Genomic DNA, 16,135 nt, shown 5'->3' on the forward strand with positions numbered 1-16,135 from the left:
TCGCCGGATACGTCGCCTAGTCTTCGGGGGAGTCATGGGCGTTGGGCGCCTGGGCGTCGGGAGCGATCGGGCTCCCACGGGAAAGAGGAGCGTCGAGAGCTTGCGAGCCGAGCGACGAGGGCCGGCCGGCGTCCGCCGCGCCCTGACGGTGATCACTGTTCCGGTCACGGCGGCCTCCGTCGCCGCCTCCCCCGTGCTCGTCGCGGCGCCCGCCGCCGCGTCCCCCCGTGCCGCCGCGCCGCCGACCGCGCCCCCGGCCGCGCCCGCGGCCGAGACCGTCGGCGGGTCGCAGCTCGCCGGCCGGGGCGTCGTCGTCAACAAGGCGCCCGGCGTCCCGGCGCTGCCGAAGGTCAACGCCTCCTCGTACCTGATCGCGGACGCCGACACCGGGCAGGTCCTCGCCGCCAAGGACCCGCACGGCCGCTACCTCCCGGCCAGCACGATCAAGACGCTGACCGCGCTGACGCTGATCCCCAAGCTGGATCCGAACCGGCTCGTCCGGCCGTCCCAGCAGGCGTGCGACGTCGAGGGCACCAAGGTCGGGCTGACCCCCGCGATGAAGTACAAGGTCTCCGAACTGTTCCACGCGATGCTCATGATGTCCGCCAACGACGCGGCGTTCACGCTCGCCGAGGCGGACGGCGGCGTGAGGCGGACGCTCGCCGACATGAACGCCGAAGCGAAGCGGATCAACGCCCACGACACCCTCGCCGCGTCCCCGAACGGGCTCGACCGCGACCTCGGGCTGAACGTCCGGACCCAGCACACCTCGGCCTACGACCTGGCGCTGATCCTGCGCGAAGGGATGAAGAACCCGCAGTACCGCGCGTACATGCAGGCCATCGACTTCAAGTTCCCCGCGCCGCCCACCAAGAAGCAGCGCAAGAAGGGCATCAAGGTCGGCGGATACCCGATCCACACGCACAACCACATGCTGCCGGGCGAGCGGCAGGCCTATGCGGGCATGCTCGGCGGCAAGAACGGCTACACGATCGCCGCCCAGCAGACGTTCGTCGCCGAGGCGCGGCGCGGCGGGCACTCCATCGTGATCTCGCTGATGCGCGCGGACCGGCCGCCGTCCCCGTACGCGGCCAAGCTGCTGGACTGGGGTTTCGCCGCCCGCGGCAAGGTGCGGCCGGTGGGGACCCTCGTCCCGCCCGGCGATCTGAAGCAGGCCAAGAAGGACCGCGACTCGGGCGGCGTGCTGCCCGACGCCCCGCTCGCCTCGGACGACTCGTCCCGCCGCCTGCTGCTCTTCGGCGGCGGCGCGGCCGGCGCGCTGCTGGCCATGGCGGTCCTGTTCGTGGTGCTGCGGCGGCGCCGCCGTCTGGAGGCGGTCCGCTCCGGCCCGCACGACACCGGCCGGTAGATCGGAGCCCGGGGCGCGTCAGCGGCTCAAGTGCGCGGAGGACGCTCCATGCCTGCGGGCGGGCTCGTCCCCCTCCGCACCGGGCTTCTCCCCGGCATCGGCCTCCTGGCCGCTCTCGGCGCGCTCCTGGAGGGCCTCCACCTCCGCCTGGTCCGCGCAGTTCTCCGGGTTCGCGGCGTCGGCGGTGAGGACGACGCGGCGCGTGGCCGTCCACGCGGCGGAGAACAGCACGAACCGGGACGCGACGTTGATCCACACCATCAGCCCGACCAGGACGGCGAACGCGCCGTAGACGGGGTTCGCCGTCGTATGGCCGACCAGGATCGTCGCGATCTGCTTGAGCACCTCGAAGCCGACGGCGCCGAACAGCGCGCCCCGGATGATCCGCCGCCAGGGCGCGCGGGTCCCCGAGAGCCGGGAGAACAACACCAGGAACACCACGGTGTTGAACAGGATCGCGCAGGCCAGCGACAGCAGCCGCAGCCCCGTCCCGGCTCCGGGTACGTCCTCCAGCCCGGCCCAGTGCAGGACGGTGCTGGTCGCGGACGTGGTGACCGTCGTGACCGCCATGCCGCAGATGAGGATCACGCCGAGGAACGCCAGCACGCCGGCGTCCCAGAACTTCTTCACGAAGAAGTTGCCGCCGCCGCCCGGCTCGTTGCCCCAGATGGCGCGCAGGCCCTCACGCAGCACCTCCACCCAGCCGAGCCCGGTGACCAGCAGCGCCACCAGGCCGACGACCCCGACGGCCGTCTTGGACTGGGCGATCTCCTCGACCCTGAGCTGCCCGGCGAGGCCGGGGAGCTGCGAGTTGACCGCCCGGACGAAGAAGTCGCGGGCCTGCACGCTGACGCCCACGAGATAGCCGAGCAGCGCGTACGCGAGCGCCAGCAGCGGGAAGAACGACAGGAAGGCGTAGCAGGTGAGGGCGGCGGCGAGCCGGTCGCCGCGCCGGTCCTGGTACCGCTCGAACGCGCGGACCTGGTGGTCGAACCACCGCGAGCGCTCGCGCGCGCCGCGCAGCAGGTCCTTGCCCTTGCCGAACAAGGACTCGATCCGTCCCTGCGCTCGGCTGATCACCTGCCGCATGTACGCACCGTACCCATTTTTATCGGGGGGGCGACTTTACCGGGGGGGGCGACCCCCCGAACCCCCCGGCTGCGCGGCACGGGTCTCCTCGCTCCACTCGCTGGCGCTCCCTCCGCGCTCCTGCCCGTGGGTGGGGCTGAGCTTCTGCTGCCGGGGCCGGGGGTCTACCTTCCGGGGGCGGGGAGGACGCCGTCGCCGAACACGAAGTCGGACTGCCGGCGCCACACGCCGTCCATCCCGTGCTCGTAGAGGGAGAACCCCCACACCTGGAAGTCGGCGCTGTAACCCGCCAGTTCCTTGAAGGCGCGGTCCATGACGTCGTCGGGCAGGTGGTGGGCGATGGTCACGTGCGGGTGGTACGGGAACGGCAGCGACCGGGCCAGCGGCCCTGACAGAACCTTCTCCTGGACGCGTTCACAACCGCCGATTCCTTCGGCGAGCGCCACGAACACCACCGGAGAGACCGGTCGGAACGTTCCGCTGCCGCGCAATCTGATTGTGAACGGGCGCTCGGTGCGCGCGATCCGGACCAGATGCTCCTGGATGGCGTCCAGCGCGGTCTCGTCCACCTCGGTGGGCGGCAGCAGCGTGATGTGCGTCGGGATCGCGTGCGCCAGCGGATCGCCGAACGAGGCGCGCCTCGCCTGGAGGAACGAGCCGTACGGATCCGGAATGGGGACCGCGACGCCGATCATGCGGCGGCCGGGCGCGCGAGGGCCCGTCACGCCGCCGGTCATCGTGGTCTCGGCCGCGGTGGGGGCCTCCCCCTGGCCCGCCGCGGCGACGTCGAGTGGTGAGCGGTCAGCGACCACGTCCCACGAATCCCACCCGTTCGCGCACCGTGTCCATCGTCCGCACGGCGACCTCGGAAGCACGCTCGGCGCCCCGGGCGAGGAGCCGGTCCAGGTGCTCCTCGTCGTCCAGCAGCTTGAGGGTGCGCTCCCTGATCGGGGTGAACGTGTCGAGGACGATCTGCGCGAGGTCCTTCTTGAACTGCCCGTAGCCGGAGCCCGCGTAGCGGGCCTCCAGGTCGGGGACGGACGTGCCCTCCAGCGCGGAGTAGATCCGCAGCAGGTTGGTGACGCCCGCCTTCTTCTCCTCGTCGTAGACGACCTCGGAGCCGGTGTCGGTCACCGCGCGCATGATCTTCTTGCGCATCGGTCCGGGCTCCTCCAGCACGTCGATGATCCCCTGCGGCGAGGACGCCGACTTGCTCATCTTCGCGCCCGGCTCCTGCAGGTCGGTGATCTTCGCGGCGCCCGCGGGGATGTGCGCGTCCGGCAGCACGAACGTCTCGCCGAACCGGTGGTTGAACCGCTGCGCGAGGGTGCGGGTCAGCTCCAGGTGCTGCCGCTGGTCCTCGCCGACGGGCACCCGCAGCGGGCGCTCCCCCTCGGCCGGGTCGGGCGTGTAGAGCAGGATGTCGGCCGCCTGCAGGATCGGGTACGTGAACAGGCCGACGCTCGTCCCGCTCGTGCCCTGCTTGGAGGACTTGTCCTTGAACTGGGTCATCCGGCCCGCCTCGCCGAACCCGGTGAGGCAGCCGAGCACCCACGCCAGCTCGGCGTGCTCGGGGACGTGGCTCTGCACGAAGACGGTGGCGCGGTCGGGGTCCAGGCCCATCGCGAACAGCTGCGCGGCGGCCACCTTCGTGCGGCGGCGCAGCAGCGCGGGGTCGTGCTCGATCGTGATCGCGTGCAGGTCGACCACGCAGTAGAACGCGTCGTGCGTGTCCTGCATGGCGACCCACTGCCGGAGCGCGCCCAGATAGTTGCCGAGGTGGAACGAGTCGGCGGTGGGCTGGATGCCGGAGAGCACGCGCGGCTCGGCCGCGGTGGTTCCGGCGTCGGACGCTTGCGGGCTTGGCGCTTCGGGCATCTGCACGGACCGATTCTCTCAGGTTTCACCGGAGGCTCCGCCGCCGCGGGCGGGCCCGCTCGGGGAGCCGGCGACGGCGTCGCCGGGCACCGCCCGCGGGGTCGCGGACGGCGTGCCGGGCGGCACCGGTACGGCCTGCGGTGCCGGCCGCGGCATGACGCGCACGCGGGCCACCCGCCGGCCGTCCATCCGGGCCACCGCGAGGCGGCGGCCGCCGGTCTCCACCGAGTCGCCCTCGGCGGGCACCCGGCGCAGCACCGCCATGATGTGCCCGGCGACCGTCTCGTACGGCCCGTCGGGCAGCCGGATGCCGGTCTCGGCGGCGAAGTCGTCCAGGTTGAGCAGGCCGTCGACCTCGACCACGCCGCCGTGCAGGCGCCGTGCCTGCGCGTCCTGCACATCATATTCGTCACGGATGTCCCCGATGAGCTCCTCCAGGAGGTCCTCCAGCGTGACGATCCCCGCGACGCCGCCGTACTCGTCCATGACGATCGCCAGGTGGCAGCCCTCCCGCCGCATCTCCGACAGCGCCGGGAGTACCCGTTTCGAGGAGGGGAGGAACTTCACCGGACGTACAAGATCGCCCACTGGAACGTCCTGCCCCGGCGCGTCGGGCGCGAGCAGGTCACGGATGTGGACGAACCCGACCACCTCATCGTGCGACTCGTGGCAGACCGGGAACCGCGAGTGCGGGCTGCCCGCGGCGAGCCGGGCGGCGGAGGTCAGCGAGAGCGCGGCGTCCAGGAACACCACCTCGGTACGCGGCACGAGGACCTCGCGCAGCGGCCGCTCCCCCGCCGCGAACACCTCCCCGATCAGGGCCCGCTCCTCCGCGGTGAGCTGGGTGTTCCCGGCCACGAGCGCCCGCATCCGCTCCGCGGTGATCTCCTCGCGCAGCGCGTCGGGGTCCCCGCCCGACAGCCGCACGACCAGGTTCGTCGAGCGCGACAGCAGCCACACCAGGGGGCGCGCGGGGCCCGCGGGCGGCCGGGGCGGCGTCCGGTCCATGGGTTCAGCCTTCCCCGATCGGGGTTCCGGATAGCCTGGACGCGCCCCGCCGACCCAGAGTCCCTTTCCAGGAGGTCAGTCAGTGAAGCTGCTCGTCACCGGAGGCGCCGGCTACATCGGCAGTGTCGTCTCCGCACTGCTCCTGGAGGCGGGGCACGAGGTCGTCGTCCTGGACGACCTGTCGACCGGGCACGAGGACGCGGTGCCGGAGGGCGCCCGCCTGGTGCGCGGCACCCTGCGCGACACGGCGGCGGACGTCCTCGCCGGGGCCGGGTTCGACGCCGTCCTGCACTTCGCGGCCAAGTCCCTCGTCGGCGAGTCGGTGGAGAAGCCCGGCCTGTACTGGGACAAGAACCTCGGCGAGTCGCTGGCGCTGCTGGAGGCGATGCGCGTCGCCGGCGTCCCCCGGATCGTGTTCTCCTCGACCGCCGCGACGTACGGCGAGCCGGAGTCGACGCCGATCCTGGAGACCGACCCGACCCGTCCGACCAACCCCTACGGCGCATCCAAGCTGGCGATCGACACGACGCTGGCCGAGTACGCGCGGCTGCACGGCATCGGCGGGGTGTCGCTGCGGTACTTCAACGTGGCGGGCGCCTACGGGCGGCACGGCGAGCGGCACACCGTCGAGACCCACCTGATCCCGAACGTGCTGAAGATCGCGCAGGGCGACGGCGAGGCCGTGCGGATGTTCGGCGACGACTACCCGACGCCCGACGGCACCTGCGTCCGCGACTACATCCACGTGGCCGACCTCGGCCGCGCCCACCTGCTGGCGCTGGACGCCTGCGAGCCGGGGGCGCACGAGATCTTCAACCTGGGCAGCGGCACCGGCAACTCCGTCCGCGAGGTCGTGGCCGTGTGCCGCGAGGTCACCGGCCGCGACATCCCGGCCGAGGTCTCGCCGCGCCGGCCCGGCGACCCGGCCGTGCTGGTCGCCTCGTCGGAGAAGATCCAGCAGCGGCTCGGCTGGAAGCCCGAGCGCGACCTGCGCACCATGGTCGACGACGCGTGGACCTTCCTGCGGTCCCGATGACCGACGGCTTCACCGAAGCGTTCGGGCGCGCCCCGGACGGCGTCTGGCACGCGCCCGGCCGGGTCAACCTGATCGGCGAGCACACCGACTACAACGACGGGTTCGTGCTGCCGTTCGCGCTGTCGCGCGGGGTCTCGGTGGCCGCGGCGCGGCGCGACGACGGCGTGATCGAGGTGCGGTCGCGCCAGGCCGCCGGCGCGGTGAGCGCGCCCGTGGACGGGCCGCCGGTCGTCTCCGAGGGCTGGCCCGCCGAGCGCGCGTGGGCGGCGTACCCGGTCGGTGTGGCGCGGGTCCTGCGCGAGCACGGGACGGGCGGCGCGTCGCTGCTGATCGACTCCGACCTTCCGCAGGGGGCGGGTCTCTCGTCGTCCGCCGCGCTGGAGTGCGCGACCGCGCTGGCGCTCTGCGACCTGCACGACGTCGAGATCGACCGTCCCGCCCTGGCCCGGCTGGCGCAGCGCGCCGAGAACGAGCAGGCCGGCATGCCGTGCGGGCTGATGGACCAGTCGGCGTCCCTGCTGTGCACGGCCGGGCACGCGCTGATGCTCGACTGCCGGAGCGGACTGTCGTCCCAGGTCCCGTTCGACCCGGCCGCCCGCGACCTGACCGTCCTCGTGGTCGACACGCGCGCCTCGCACGCGCTGACCGGCGGCGAGTACGGGCGGCGCCGCGCCGAATGCGAGGAGGCGGCGGCGCTGCTGGGCGTCGACGCGCTGCGCGACGTCAAGGACCTCGCCGGGGCGCTCGGGACCTTGCGCGATCCGGTGCTGCGGCGGCGCGTCCAGCATGTCGTCACCGAGAACCACCGGGTCGAGGCCGCCGTCGGGCTGCTGCGGGCCGGCGCCCTCCCGGAACTCGGCGCGATGCTGAACGCGTCCCATCTGTCGCTGCGCGACCAGTTCGAGGTGTCGTGGCCCGAAGCCGACACCACCGTTGACGCCGCGCTCCTCGCCGGGGCCCGGGGCGGACGCATGGTCGGCGGCGGCTTCGGCGGCTCCGTCATCGTCCTGACCCCCGCCTCCCGCGCCGAGACGGTGCGGGAGGCGATCACCGCCGCCTACGCCGAGCGCGACTGGACGCCCCCCGGGTTCCTGGAGGCCGTCCCGTCGCGCGGCGCCCGCCGCGTCAGCTGAGCGCGGCCCTGATGTCCTCCAGGAGGCGGGTGGCGTCCCCGGCGGGTTCGGTCTGGTCGATGGCGTTGAAGCCGTCCACGGCGGCGGACGCGTGGGAGGCGGCCTCGTCGAGGCGGCCCGCCTGAGCCAGGACGCGGGCCTGCTCGAAGGAGGTCAGCGCGGTCTCCCAGACGCGTGCCGGCTCGTCGTCCGCGGGCAGGGCCGCCAGGGCGGCGCGGGCCGTCTCCATGGCGGTCACCGCCTCGTCCGTCCCGCCGCTCCACATCAGGCACATCGCGCCGCGGCGGCGGGCGCGGACCACCCCGTACGGGTCGCCTGCCTTCTCGTACGCCTCGGCGGCCTGCGCGTACCGTTCGGCCGCCTGGGCGTCCATGTCGAGGCTCGTCAGGACGTCGGCGGCCTCGTTGAGGAAGTGCGCGACGGCGTCGTGCTGCCCCTCCCGCGCCGCGTCCTCGGCGAGGGACGCGAACAGGGCGGCGGCGTCCTCCTCGCCGAGCTGCTTCTGCGCGTGCGCGAGGATCAGCCGGCAGCGCCGCCCGTTGTCGTCGTCCAGGCCGGGCAGCGCCTCCTCGGCGGCCTCCGCCGCCTCCAGGGCGCGGTCGGTGGACAGGTAGGCGGCGGCGAGGTCCACCCGGAGCTGGACGGCCTGCTGGTGCAGGCCCTGCGCCGCCCATCCCGCGATGCCCTCGGCCAGGTCGGCGACGGCGTCGGCCGGGCGGTCCGTGGCGAGGAAGGCGAGGCCGCGCTCGGAGTGGGCCGCCGCGCGCATCGGCGACGGTCCGGGCAACGCGGCGATCACCTCGTCGAGCAGGGCGAACACCTCGCCGTCCGGGCCGCTCTCCCGCCTCGCCAGCGTCCGGGCCAGCAGCAGCGCGGGCGAGGCGACCACTTCGGGATCGCTCGCCGCACGCGCCGCCTCCATCGACCGGCGCAGCGCCGCGACCGCCTCGTCGCCCCGGTCGGTCAGCAGGAGCGCCTGCCCCCGCAGGAACCACAGTTCACCGGCGCGATCGGGCACGTCGTCCGGGGCGACCCGGTCCAGCACGGCGAGGGCGTCGGCCGGACGGTCGAGCTTGATGTACACGGTCGCGAGGCGGAGCAGCGCGGGCGCGGCGTCACCGCCCTCCCCCGGGTGCGCGGTGAAGTGATCGGCCGAGGCGATCACCTGCTCCAGCCCGCCCTCGTCGCCGAGGTCGACGCGGATCGCGCCGAGGCGGCCGAGCGTCCCGTGCCGGCGTCTCTCGTCGCCCAGCTCGCCGAACAGCCGCGCCGCCTCCTCCCAGCACGCGACCGCGTTCTCGCCGTCGCCGGCGACGGCGTGCTCGACGCCCCGGGCGTCCAGGCGGCGGGCCCGCTGCAGGGGCGTCGGCTCGGTCGCCTCGGCGACGGCGTCGAACCGCCGCAACGCCGCCAGCGTCCGGGACAGGTCGCCGCCCTTGCGGTGCCGGTCAGCGATGTCGAGGAGCTCGTCGAGATCGTCGACGGAGGCGAGGTCGTCCTGCGGGACGGGCGTCGGCGCGGGGGCAGGCGCCGGGGCCGGCGCTGGGGCCGGACGGCGGTGATGGGCGGCCAGCGGAACGAAGTCGACGACCGGCTCGGCGGCCAGCGTGGCGCGCACCTTGTCGCCCTGATGATACGTGCCGTTGCGCGCGTCGAACCGGGCGGCGAGTTCCGTCGCGCTTCGCGCCAGCTCGGCGTGCAGCCCGGCCAGGGTGACGTCGGCGGCCGGGCGGCCGTCCGCGGCGGGGCGCCGGATCGTCGCCGCGCCGTGCCCCGCGGCCGTCAGCCGGTCCAGCAGGAGGGCCGCGGCGGCGGCGAAGCCCATGGACGCGTGCGCGCTCGGCGCCCGGTCGAGCCAGCCGAGGTGCCGCTGCAGGATCTCCAGGCCGCGCGCCTCGTTGCCCGTGACCGCGCAGAACTCCAGGTGCTCGGCGATGTCGCCGAGGTCGGCGAGCCGCGTCCGGTGCACCCGGTAGGCGCGGCGGTGCGCGTCGGCGGCCTGCTCGGCGCGGCCCGTCCGCAGATACACCGGCAGCAGCGCCGTCTGGATGGACTGCGGCTGCTCGTTGCAGTTCAGCTGCGCGCTCAGCACGGGCGCGGCGATCTCGAACGCCTCCTCGTGGCGCCCGGCCTCGATGAGGTGGCGGGCCATGCCGGTGGGGTCGCAGCCCTCGCAGTCGGACAGTTCGTCGCGTTCGGCGGCGCGCCACTTCAGGTACCACTCGTCGGCCGTCCCGTCGCCCACGTGCCGCGCCACCACGTTGCGGTAGTGATACACCGCCTGGAGGCTGTGCCCACCGGCCTTGTAGCGCCGCTCCATGTCGTCCAGCACGGCGTAGGTGCGGTCTAGCGGGATCTCAGGGAAGAGAGTGAGGGAGCTGACGATCGCCTTCATCTGCCACAGCAGGCCGTGGGTCTCGTCGAACCGGCCTGGGTCGCGGTCGTGGTCGGCGAGCGTCCGGCTGAACGTCGCGAACGCCTTCGCGGGCTCGCCGCCGTACCGGTAGGCGTCGGAGAGCCGGACCCGCACGCGGAACGCCAGCACCTCGTCACCGGCAGCCTCCGCACGGCGCAGGGCGTCCTCGACCAGGACGGTGCGGGCCTCCCCGTAGGGCAGCTCCTGCGACCGCGCCATCAGCGCATAGACGTCGTCCGTGCTCATTCGGAAGCCTCCGGGGAGTGGACGGCCCACTCCAGCAGGCCGATGAAGGAACGGTTCAGCACCGCCGTGTCGGCGGGCCGCAGCGGATGGTGGCCGAGCAGCAGCGCCTGCCCGTACAGGGCCTGGACGGCCACCTCGACCGGCCCGCCGTCACCGAGCGAGGTGACCCGCCGGGCCAGCGGGTTGCGGTAGTTCAGCACCAGTTGCGGGCGTTCGACACCGGCGGACGCGTTGACGGCGCCGAGGACGTCCGCCCACAGCTCGTCGGCCTCCTCCTTCGCCCGCGCCAGCTCCTCCCGGAACTGCGCGTCGCGGCTGGTCAGGTAGAGCGCGGGCAGCGAGGCCGGATCGAAGTCGCGGACCACGACCTCGCAGCCGAGCCGCTCCACCGCCCGCTGCGCCGCCGCCAGGAACGGCCGCAGCGCCAGCTCCGCCGCCGGGTCGAGGACGCCGAACGTGGTGGTCAGCTCCGCCGCGTCCAGCCGGGTCAGCCGGATGTCGGGGTCCAGGTCCGGCAGCCGCTCGATGATCTCGGCGTCGTGCACGTAGCCGCCGTTGACGAGCCCGACGCCCTGCGCGCCCGCGACCGCCGACAGCCGCCGGAACTCGTCCACGCTCCCGGTGAACCGGCCGTTCGGATGCCGGCGGCGGAACTCGTGCAGCGTCATCGGCCCGGCGGACGTCTCATACTCCAGCCAGCGGTCGACGATCCGCAGCATGTCGTCGTCGTGCAGCGCCATCGCCTTCACGCCGAGCTGATGCAGCCGCAGGAACGCGCGCAGCCGCGCCGGGTCGGTCTCGGCCAGCTTCACCAGCCACTGCCGCAGCACCTCGCCGAGCCCGGACCGCGCCGATTCGAGCAGCTCGTCCTCGTAGAGGGCCTCGCGGCTCGCGGTCGGTCGCAACTCCCCGGCGTCCACGACGCAGCGCGCGAAGAACGCCCACTCGGGGAGGAGACCCTCCACGCTCTCGGCCAGCAGCATCCGCTTGAGGTAGACCCGGTGCGAGGCACGCGCGGTCGGCGCAACGGGCGCGGGCAGGATGAACGCGACCCCGGTCAGACCCGCCTCGGGGACGTCCAGGTCGACGACGTCGAACGGCGTGAACCCGTAAAGCTCCTCGCAGTACCGCTCCAGCGCGCGCCTGCGCCCGGCCGGATCACGGTAGGACGCCCGCCACGGCGGCCCGTCCCCGCCGACCGGCACCCCGTCCACGATCAACTCGACCGGCAGCAGCGACCCGTACGTACGAGCCAGCTCCGCCACGACCGGCGGGCTGAGCAGCTCCCCCGCGCCCGGACGGGCCCGGAGCGTCACCGTCGTCCCCGGCTCGTCCCGTTCGCCCGGCTCGACCTGGTAGCTGCCCTCAGACCGTCCCGTCCACCGGACCGCGCCGCCGCCCTTCGCGGACCGCGTCACGACCTCGATCTCGTCCGCGACGAGGAAGGCCGACAGCAGGCCGATGCCGAACTGGCCGAGGAAGTCATGCCGCGCGAACCCGAGCTCGTCCCGCTTGGACGAACGTCCGATCGTCGCGAGCAGCGTGTGGACCTCGTCCTCGGTGAGCCCGACACCGTCGTCATGGACTTTGAGCGTCCCGCCGCCGGTCTCGATCTCGACCCGCCCGCCCTCGCCCCGCGCGGTGATCGCGTCCACCGCGTTCTGCAGCAGCTCCCGCAGGTAGACGCGCGGGCTGGCGTAGAGATGCCGGCTCAGCAGATCCACCACGCCGCGCAGATCAACCTGAAACGCCTGTTCCGCCACCTGACGCCTTCCTGATCACACTTTGCGAGCGATCACACCCTAACGAGCCGCAAGGACAGGACGACCGGCTTTTCCGCCACCGCCCCCGACATGTGATCAGACGCGAACGAGCCCCGGCCTGTGGGGGCCGGGGCTCGTGGGGGTGTGGTGGGTCAGATGAGGCCGAGCTTGCGGACGGCGTCGCGCTCCTCCGACAGCTCGTTCACCGAGGCGTCGATGCGGGCGCGGGAGAAGTCGTTGATGTCCAGGCCCTGGACGATCTCCCACTTGCCGTCCTTGGTGGTGACCGGGAAGGACGAGATCAGGCCCTCGGGGACGCCGTAGGAGCCGTCGGACACGACCGCCATCGACGTCCAGGTGCCCTCGGCGGTGCCGTTCACCCAGGTGTGGACGTGGTCGATCGCGGCGGACGCGGCCGAGGCCGCCGAGGAGGCCCCGCGCGCCTCGATGATCGCGGCGCCGCGCTTGGCGACGGTCGGGATGAAGTCGTTCTCCAGCCAGGTCTGGTCGTTCACCGTCTCGGCGGCGTTCTTTCCGGCGATCTCGGCGTGGAAGATGTCCGGGTACTGGGTCGCGGAGTGGTTGCCCCAGATCGTCATCTTCCTGATGTCGGCGACCGAGACGCCGGCCTTCCTGGCGAGCTGCGCGAGCGCCCGGTTGTGGTCGAGGCGGGTCATCGCGGTGAACCGCTCGGCGGGGACGTCCGGTGCGTGCGACTGCGCGATCAGGGCGTTGGTGTTGGCCGGGTTGCCGACCACCAGGATCTTGACGTCGTCGGCGGCGCCCGCGTTGATGGCCTCGCCCTGCGGCTTGAAGATGCCGCCGTTGGCCTCGAGCAGGTCGCCGCGCTCCATGCCCTTCGTGCGCGGGCGGGCGCCGACGAGCAGCGCCACGTTCGTCCCCTCGAAGGCCTTGGTGGCGTCGTCGAAGATGTCGATGCCGGACAGCAGCGGGAAAGCGCAGTCGTCCAACTCCATCGCAGTGCCCTCGGCGGCCTTGACCGCCTGCGGGATCTCCAGCAGGCGCAGCCGAACGGGGACGTCCGCGCCGAGGAGGTGCCCGGACGCGATGCGGAACAGCAGCGCGTAGCCGATCTGGCCCGCGGCTCCGGTGACGGTAACGGTGACTGGGGTGCGAGACATGCGTCCTTCTCCTGCTGTGACCTGACGGGGCTCAGGCGGCCATCCTTCGAACCCGACCGCCGAAGACCCGCGCCGCCGCGGTTTCTCTCGCCGTCGAGATAGTTCCGACGTCAGGCTATCGCGCGCCCCCTACCCGCCGGCGCCCAGGTGCACCCACCGGCATGCGAACGCACCCGGAACGCGCGAAAGGCCGCCCCGGACGGGTCCGGGGCGGCCTTCGGCGGTCGCTCAGCTGTTGATCTTCTTCTGGAGGTTGGTGTCGAGCGCCTCCAGGAAGCCCTGGGTGGTCAGCCAGGGCGTCTCGCCGCCGACGAGCAGGGACAGGTCCTTGGTCATCTGGCCGGATTCGACGGTCTCGACGCAGACCGCCTCCAGCTTGCGGGCGAAGTCGATCACCTCGGGCTGGCCGTCGAGCTTGCCGCGGTGGTCGAGGCCGCGGGTCCAGGCGAAGATCGACGCGATGGGGTTGGTCGACGTCGGCTTGCCCTGCTGGTGCTGCCGGTAGTGCCGGGTCACCGTGCCGTGCGCGGCCTCGGCCTCGACGGTCCTGCCGTCCGGGGTCATGAGGACGGACGTCATGAGGCCGAGCGAGCCGAAGCCCTGGGCGAGGGTGTCGGACTGGACGTCGCCGTCGTAGTTCTTGGCCGCCCAGACGAAGCCGCCCTCCCACTTGAGCGCCGCGGCGACCATGTCGTCGATGAGCCGGTGCTCGTAGGTGAGGCCCTTGGCCTCGAAGTCGGCCTTGAACTCGCTCTCGTAGATCTCCTGGAAGAGGTCCTTGAACCGGCCGTCGTAGGCCTTGAGGATCGTGTTCTTCGTCGACATGTACAGCGGCATCTCGCGGCTGAGCGCGTACCGCATGCTCGTCCGGGCGAAGTCGCGGATCGAGTCGTCGTAGTTGTACATGCCCATGGCGACGCCGCCGCCGGGGAAGTCGGCGACCTCGAACTCCATCGGCTCGCCCTCGCCGGCGGGGGTGTAGGTGAGCGTCACCTTGCCGGGGCCGGGGACGACGAAGTCGGTCGCCTTGTACTGGTCGCCGTGGGCGTGGCGGCCGATGATGATCGGCTTGGTCCAGCCGGGCACCAGGCGCGGAATGTTGGACACCACGATCGGCTCGCGGAAGATCACGCCGCCCAGGATGTTGCGGATCGTCCCGTTCGGGGACCGCCACATCTTCTTCAGGCCGAACTCCTCGACGCGCGCCTCGTCGGGGGTGATGGTCGCGCACTTGACGCCGACGCCGTGCTCGCGGATGGCGTTGGCGGCGTCCACGGTGACCTGGTCGTCCGTGGCGTCACGGTGCTCGATCCCGAGGTCGTAGTACTTCAGGTCCACATCGAGGTAGGGCAGGATCAGCTGGTCCTTGATGAATTTCCAGATGATCCGCGTCATTTCGTCGCCGTCGAGTTCGACGACCGGGCCCGCTACTTTGATCTTGGGCATGCTTGTGCTGTCCCTTTCCTACACCTGGCCAGCAGTCCTTGTAAGGCTCAACTGGTTAGGCTAGCCGAGGCGGTCATGCGGTCTAGACCTGGCCTGGCCCGGAACGACGTCACCTGGCAGGACGCGCTAGCCCGGCGGCCCGTTCCCGGCCGCGGGGCGGCGGCGCCCCACGATGAGGAGCCGGACGCCGCGGGCCGCCGCGGTGAGCGCGATCAGGACCCCGAACGCGCCCGCGAGGACGAGGCCGGTCTTGTTCATCGGCGGGATGCTGAGCGAGACGAACGCCACCATCTCGCCGAGGATCACGAGCGTCCAGCAGTCGACGGACCGGCTGCGCACGGCGAGCGGGCCGAGCTGCGACTCCGGCAGCAGCAGCCGGGCGAGCGCGCCGATGAGGAGCGCGGCGGCCATCAGGCCGGAGCCCTTGCGGAAGTAGTTGAAGGCGCACAGGGTCAGCCCGGCGCCGACCCCGCTGAGCACGAGGAGGTAGGGCAGCTGCGCCAGCCAGTGCGGCGCGGCGCCGCCGCGTCGCGGCGCCTTCCGCCGGCGCCGGTGCACCTGAGTGCTCATGGCCCTCACGGTATCGCCGATCGCGGTGCGGGACGACCGCGCCGCGATGGAACGGTCCGGCTTGTCGCCCGTCGCCGGGAATAGGGGTGGGTCGGATGGTGCCCAGGGGATGCCCGAGAGGCCGGAATCCCTTGCACCATCGGTGCTACTCGCCAGTAGGAGGGTGTGACGGCACGGCGCCCGGGTAACCCGGCAGACAGGGGTCGCTAACTAGCTGGGAGGACTGCCGTGGAGGGGCCGTTCATGCGGATCGAGGACAGCGGACTGGTGGTGCCGCTGCGCCCCGACGTGACGACGGTCGGGAGAGGGAGAGGAGTCGACATACGCCTCGACGACCCGAGTGTGTCCCGTTTGCACGCTGAGATCGTCCGACGTGGCCCGTACGTCTACGTGGTGGACATGGGCCTGTCCCGCAACGGGACGCGCGTCAACGGCCGGCCCATCGCCCGCCGTGTGCTGGAGGACGGTGACGTCGTGAGCTTCGGCACGGCGCGCTGCCGGTTGGGGGGCATCCCCCGTGAGGAGGTCGACCCGGACGTCGAACTGCGGCGCGCGGTCGCGCCCGAGCTCACCCGCCGCGAGGTCGACGTGCTGACCTCGCTGTGCCGTCCCGCCCTGTCCGACGAGGCGTTCGTGGCCCCCGCCACGGCGCGCGACATCGCCGGCGAGCTGGTCGTCACGGAGGCGGCCGTCAAGCAGCACCTGCTGCGCCTCTACCAGAAGTTCCGCATCCCCGAGGGCGCCAACCGGCGCACGCGGCTCGCCAACGAGGTCATCGCGATGGGCCTCGTCCGTCCGCTGCCGCCGGTGCACGTGCCCCACCAGGGCCGTCCGCCGATGGAGGGCCGGGCCCCGGGAGTACGCGGCACGACGGAGACGCGGAGGCCGGGCACGCCCGGTCACAGCCACGGGCCGGGCCGTCCGGCACCGAGCGCCGCCGGGCGGAGGGCCAGTTGATGTGAACCCGCGGTCGCCCTCCCGGCAGCGCGCAACGAGGGCGATCGCTCAACCCACCCGGCCGCGGCCGCGCAGGTGACGG

13 protein-coding genes are annotated in these 16,135 nt (G+C 72.7%); 4 read left to right on the plus strand and 9 right to left on the minus strand.

Going from position 1 to position 16,135, the window contains the following annotated elements; genetic code table 11:
• The first annotated feature begins 100 nt into the window (after positions 1–100).
• Entirely contained in the window at positions 101–1,369 is a 1,269-nt protein-coding gene (locus SM418_RS22430; protein WP_371942852.1) for a D-alanyl-D-alanine carboxypeptidase family protein, read from the plus strand.
• 18 nt (positions 1,370–1,387) lie between these two features.
• On the opposite strand, the gene SM418_RS22435 is transcribed toward SM418_RS22430, so the two are convergent.
• The 4 genes from SM418_RS22435 to SM418_RS22450 form a co-directional block, all read right to left on the minus strand.
• A complete protein-coding gene (locus SM418_RS22435; RefSeq protein WP_371942853.1) occupies positions 1,388–2,458 on the minus strand; it encodes a YihY/virulence factor BrkB family protein in 1,071 nt (356 codons plus the stop codon).
• A 164-nt stretch (positions 2,459–2,622) separates the two neighbouring features.
• Complete coding sequence (locus SM418_RS22440; RefSeq protein WP_371942854.1) at positions 2,623–3,270, minus strand: 2'-5' RNA ligase family protein; 648 nt, start codon at positions 3,268–3,270, stop codon at positions 2,623–2,625.
• Entirely contained in the window at positions 3,260–4,336 is a 1,077-nt protein-coding gene (gene trpS, locus SM418_RS22445) for a tryptophan--tRNA ligase (RefSeq protein ID WP_371943027.1), read from the minus strand. The genes SM418_RS22440 and trpS overlap by 11 nt, the downstream gene beginning before the upstream one ends.
• 18 nt (positions 4,337–4,354) lie before the next feature.
• Positions 4,355–5,344, minus strand: a complete 990-nt coding sequence (locus SM418_RS22450) for a hemolysin family protein (RefSeq protein ID WP_371942855.1) — start codon at positions 5,342–5,344, stop codon at positions 4,355–4,357.
• Positions 5,345–5,426: 82 nt separating this feature from the next.
• Here SM418_RS22450 and galE point away from each other — a divergent pair, with 82 nt between their 5' ends.
• Together galE and galK are read left to right on the plus strand one after the other, a co-directional pair.
• Complete coding sequence (gene galE, locus SM418_RS22455) at positions 5,427–6,380, plus strand: UDP-glucose 4-epimerase GalE (protein WP_371942856.1); 954 nt, start codon at positions 5,427–5,429, stop codon at positions 6,378–6,380.
• The gene (gene galK, locus SM418_RS22460; protein WP_371943028.1) at positions 6,377–7,513 is read left to right on the plus strand and encodes a galactokinase; all 1,137 of its coding nucleotides are present in this window, start codon (positions 6,377–6,379) and stop codon (positions 7,511–7,513) included. The genes galE and galK overlap by 4 nt, the downstream gene beginning before the upstream one ends.
• Here the strand turns inward: galK and SM418_RS22465 are convergent.
• From SM418_RS22465 to SM418_RS22485, 5 genes are all read right to left on the minus strand, one after another.
• Positions 7,506–10,175 (minus strand): hypothetical protein, encoded by a 2,670-nt coding sequence (locus SM418_RS22465; protein ID WP_371942857.1) that lies wholly within the window; start codon positions 10,173–10,175, stop codon positions 7,506–7,508. The two genes, galK and SM418_RS22465, sit on opposite strands and share 8 nt — an antisense overlap.
• The gene (locus SM418_RS22470; protein ID WP_371942858.1) at positions 10,172–11,938 is read right to left on the minus strand and encodes an HSP90 family protein; all 1,767 of its coding nucleotides are present in this window, start codon (positions 11,936–11,938) and stop codon (positions 10,172–10,174) included. The genes SM418_RS22465 and SM418_RS22470 overlap by 4 nt, the downstream gene beginning before the upstream one ends.
• A 152-nt stretch (positions 11,939–12,090) precedes the next feature.
• Positions 12,091–13,080: a malate dehydrogenase gene (locus SM418_RS22475; RefSeq protein WP_371942859.1), complete on the minus strand. Its 990-nt coding sequence runs from the start codon at positions 13,078–13,080 to the stop codon at positions 12,091–12,093.
• 228 nt (positions 13,081–13,308) lie between these two features.
• Complete coding sequence (locus tag SM418_RS22480) at positions 13,309–14,526, minus strand: NADP-dependent isocitrate dehydrogenase (protein WP_371942860.1); 1,218 nt, start codon at positions 14,524–14,526, stop codon at positions 13,309–13,311.
• 126 nt (positions 14,527–14,652) lie between these two features.
• Positions 14,653–15,096, minus strand: a complete 444-nt coding sequence (locus SM418_RS22485) for a DUF3017 domain-containing protein (RefSeq protein WP_371942861.1) — start codon at positions 15,094–15,096, stop codon at positions 14,653–14,655.
• Between the two features lie 243 nt (positions 15,097–15,339).
• On the opposite strand from SM418_RS22485, the gene SM418_RS22490 reads away from it, so the two are divergent.
• Positions 15,340–16,053 carry an FHA domain-containing protein gene (locus SM418_RS22490; RefSeq protein WP_371942862.1) on the plus strand — a complete coding sequence of 238 codons (714 nt, stop codon included), beginning with the start codon at positions 15,340–15,342 and terminating at the stop codon, positions 16,051–16,053.
• The last annotated feature ends 82 nt before the right edge of the window (positions 16,054–16,135 follow it).

Source organism: Actinomadura chokoriensis (assembly GCF_041463665.1).
GTDB classification, from domain to species: domain Bacteria; phylum Actinomycetota; class Actinomycetes; order Streptosporangiales; family Streptosporangiaceae; genus Spirillospora; species Spirillospora chokoriensis_A.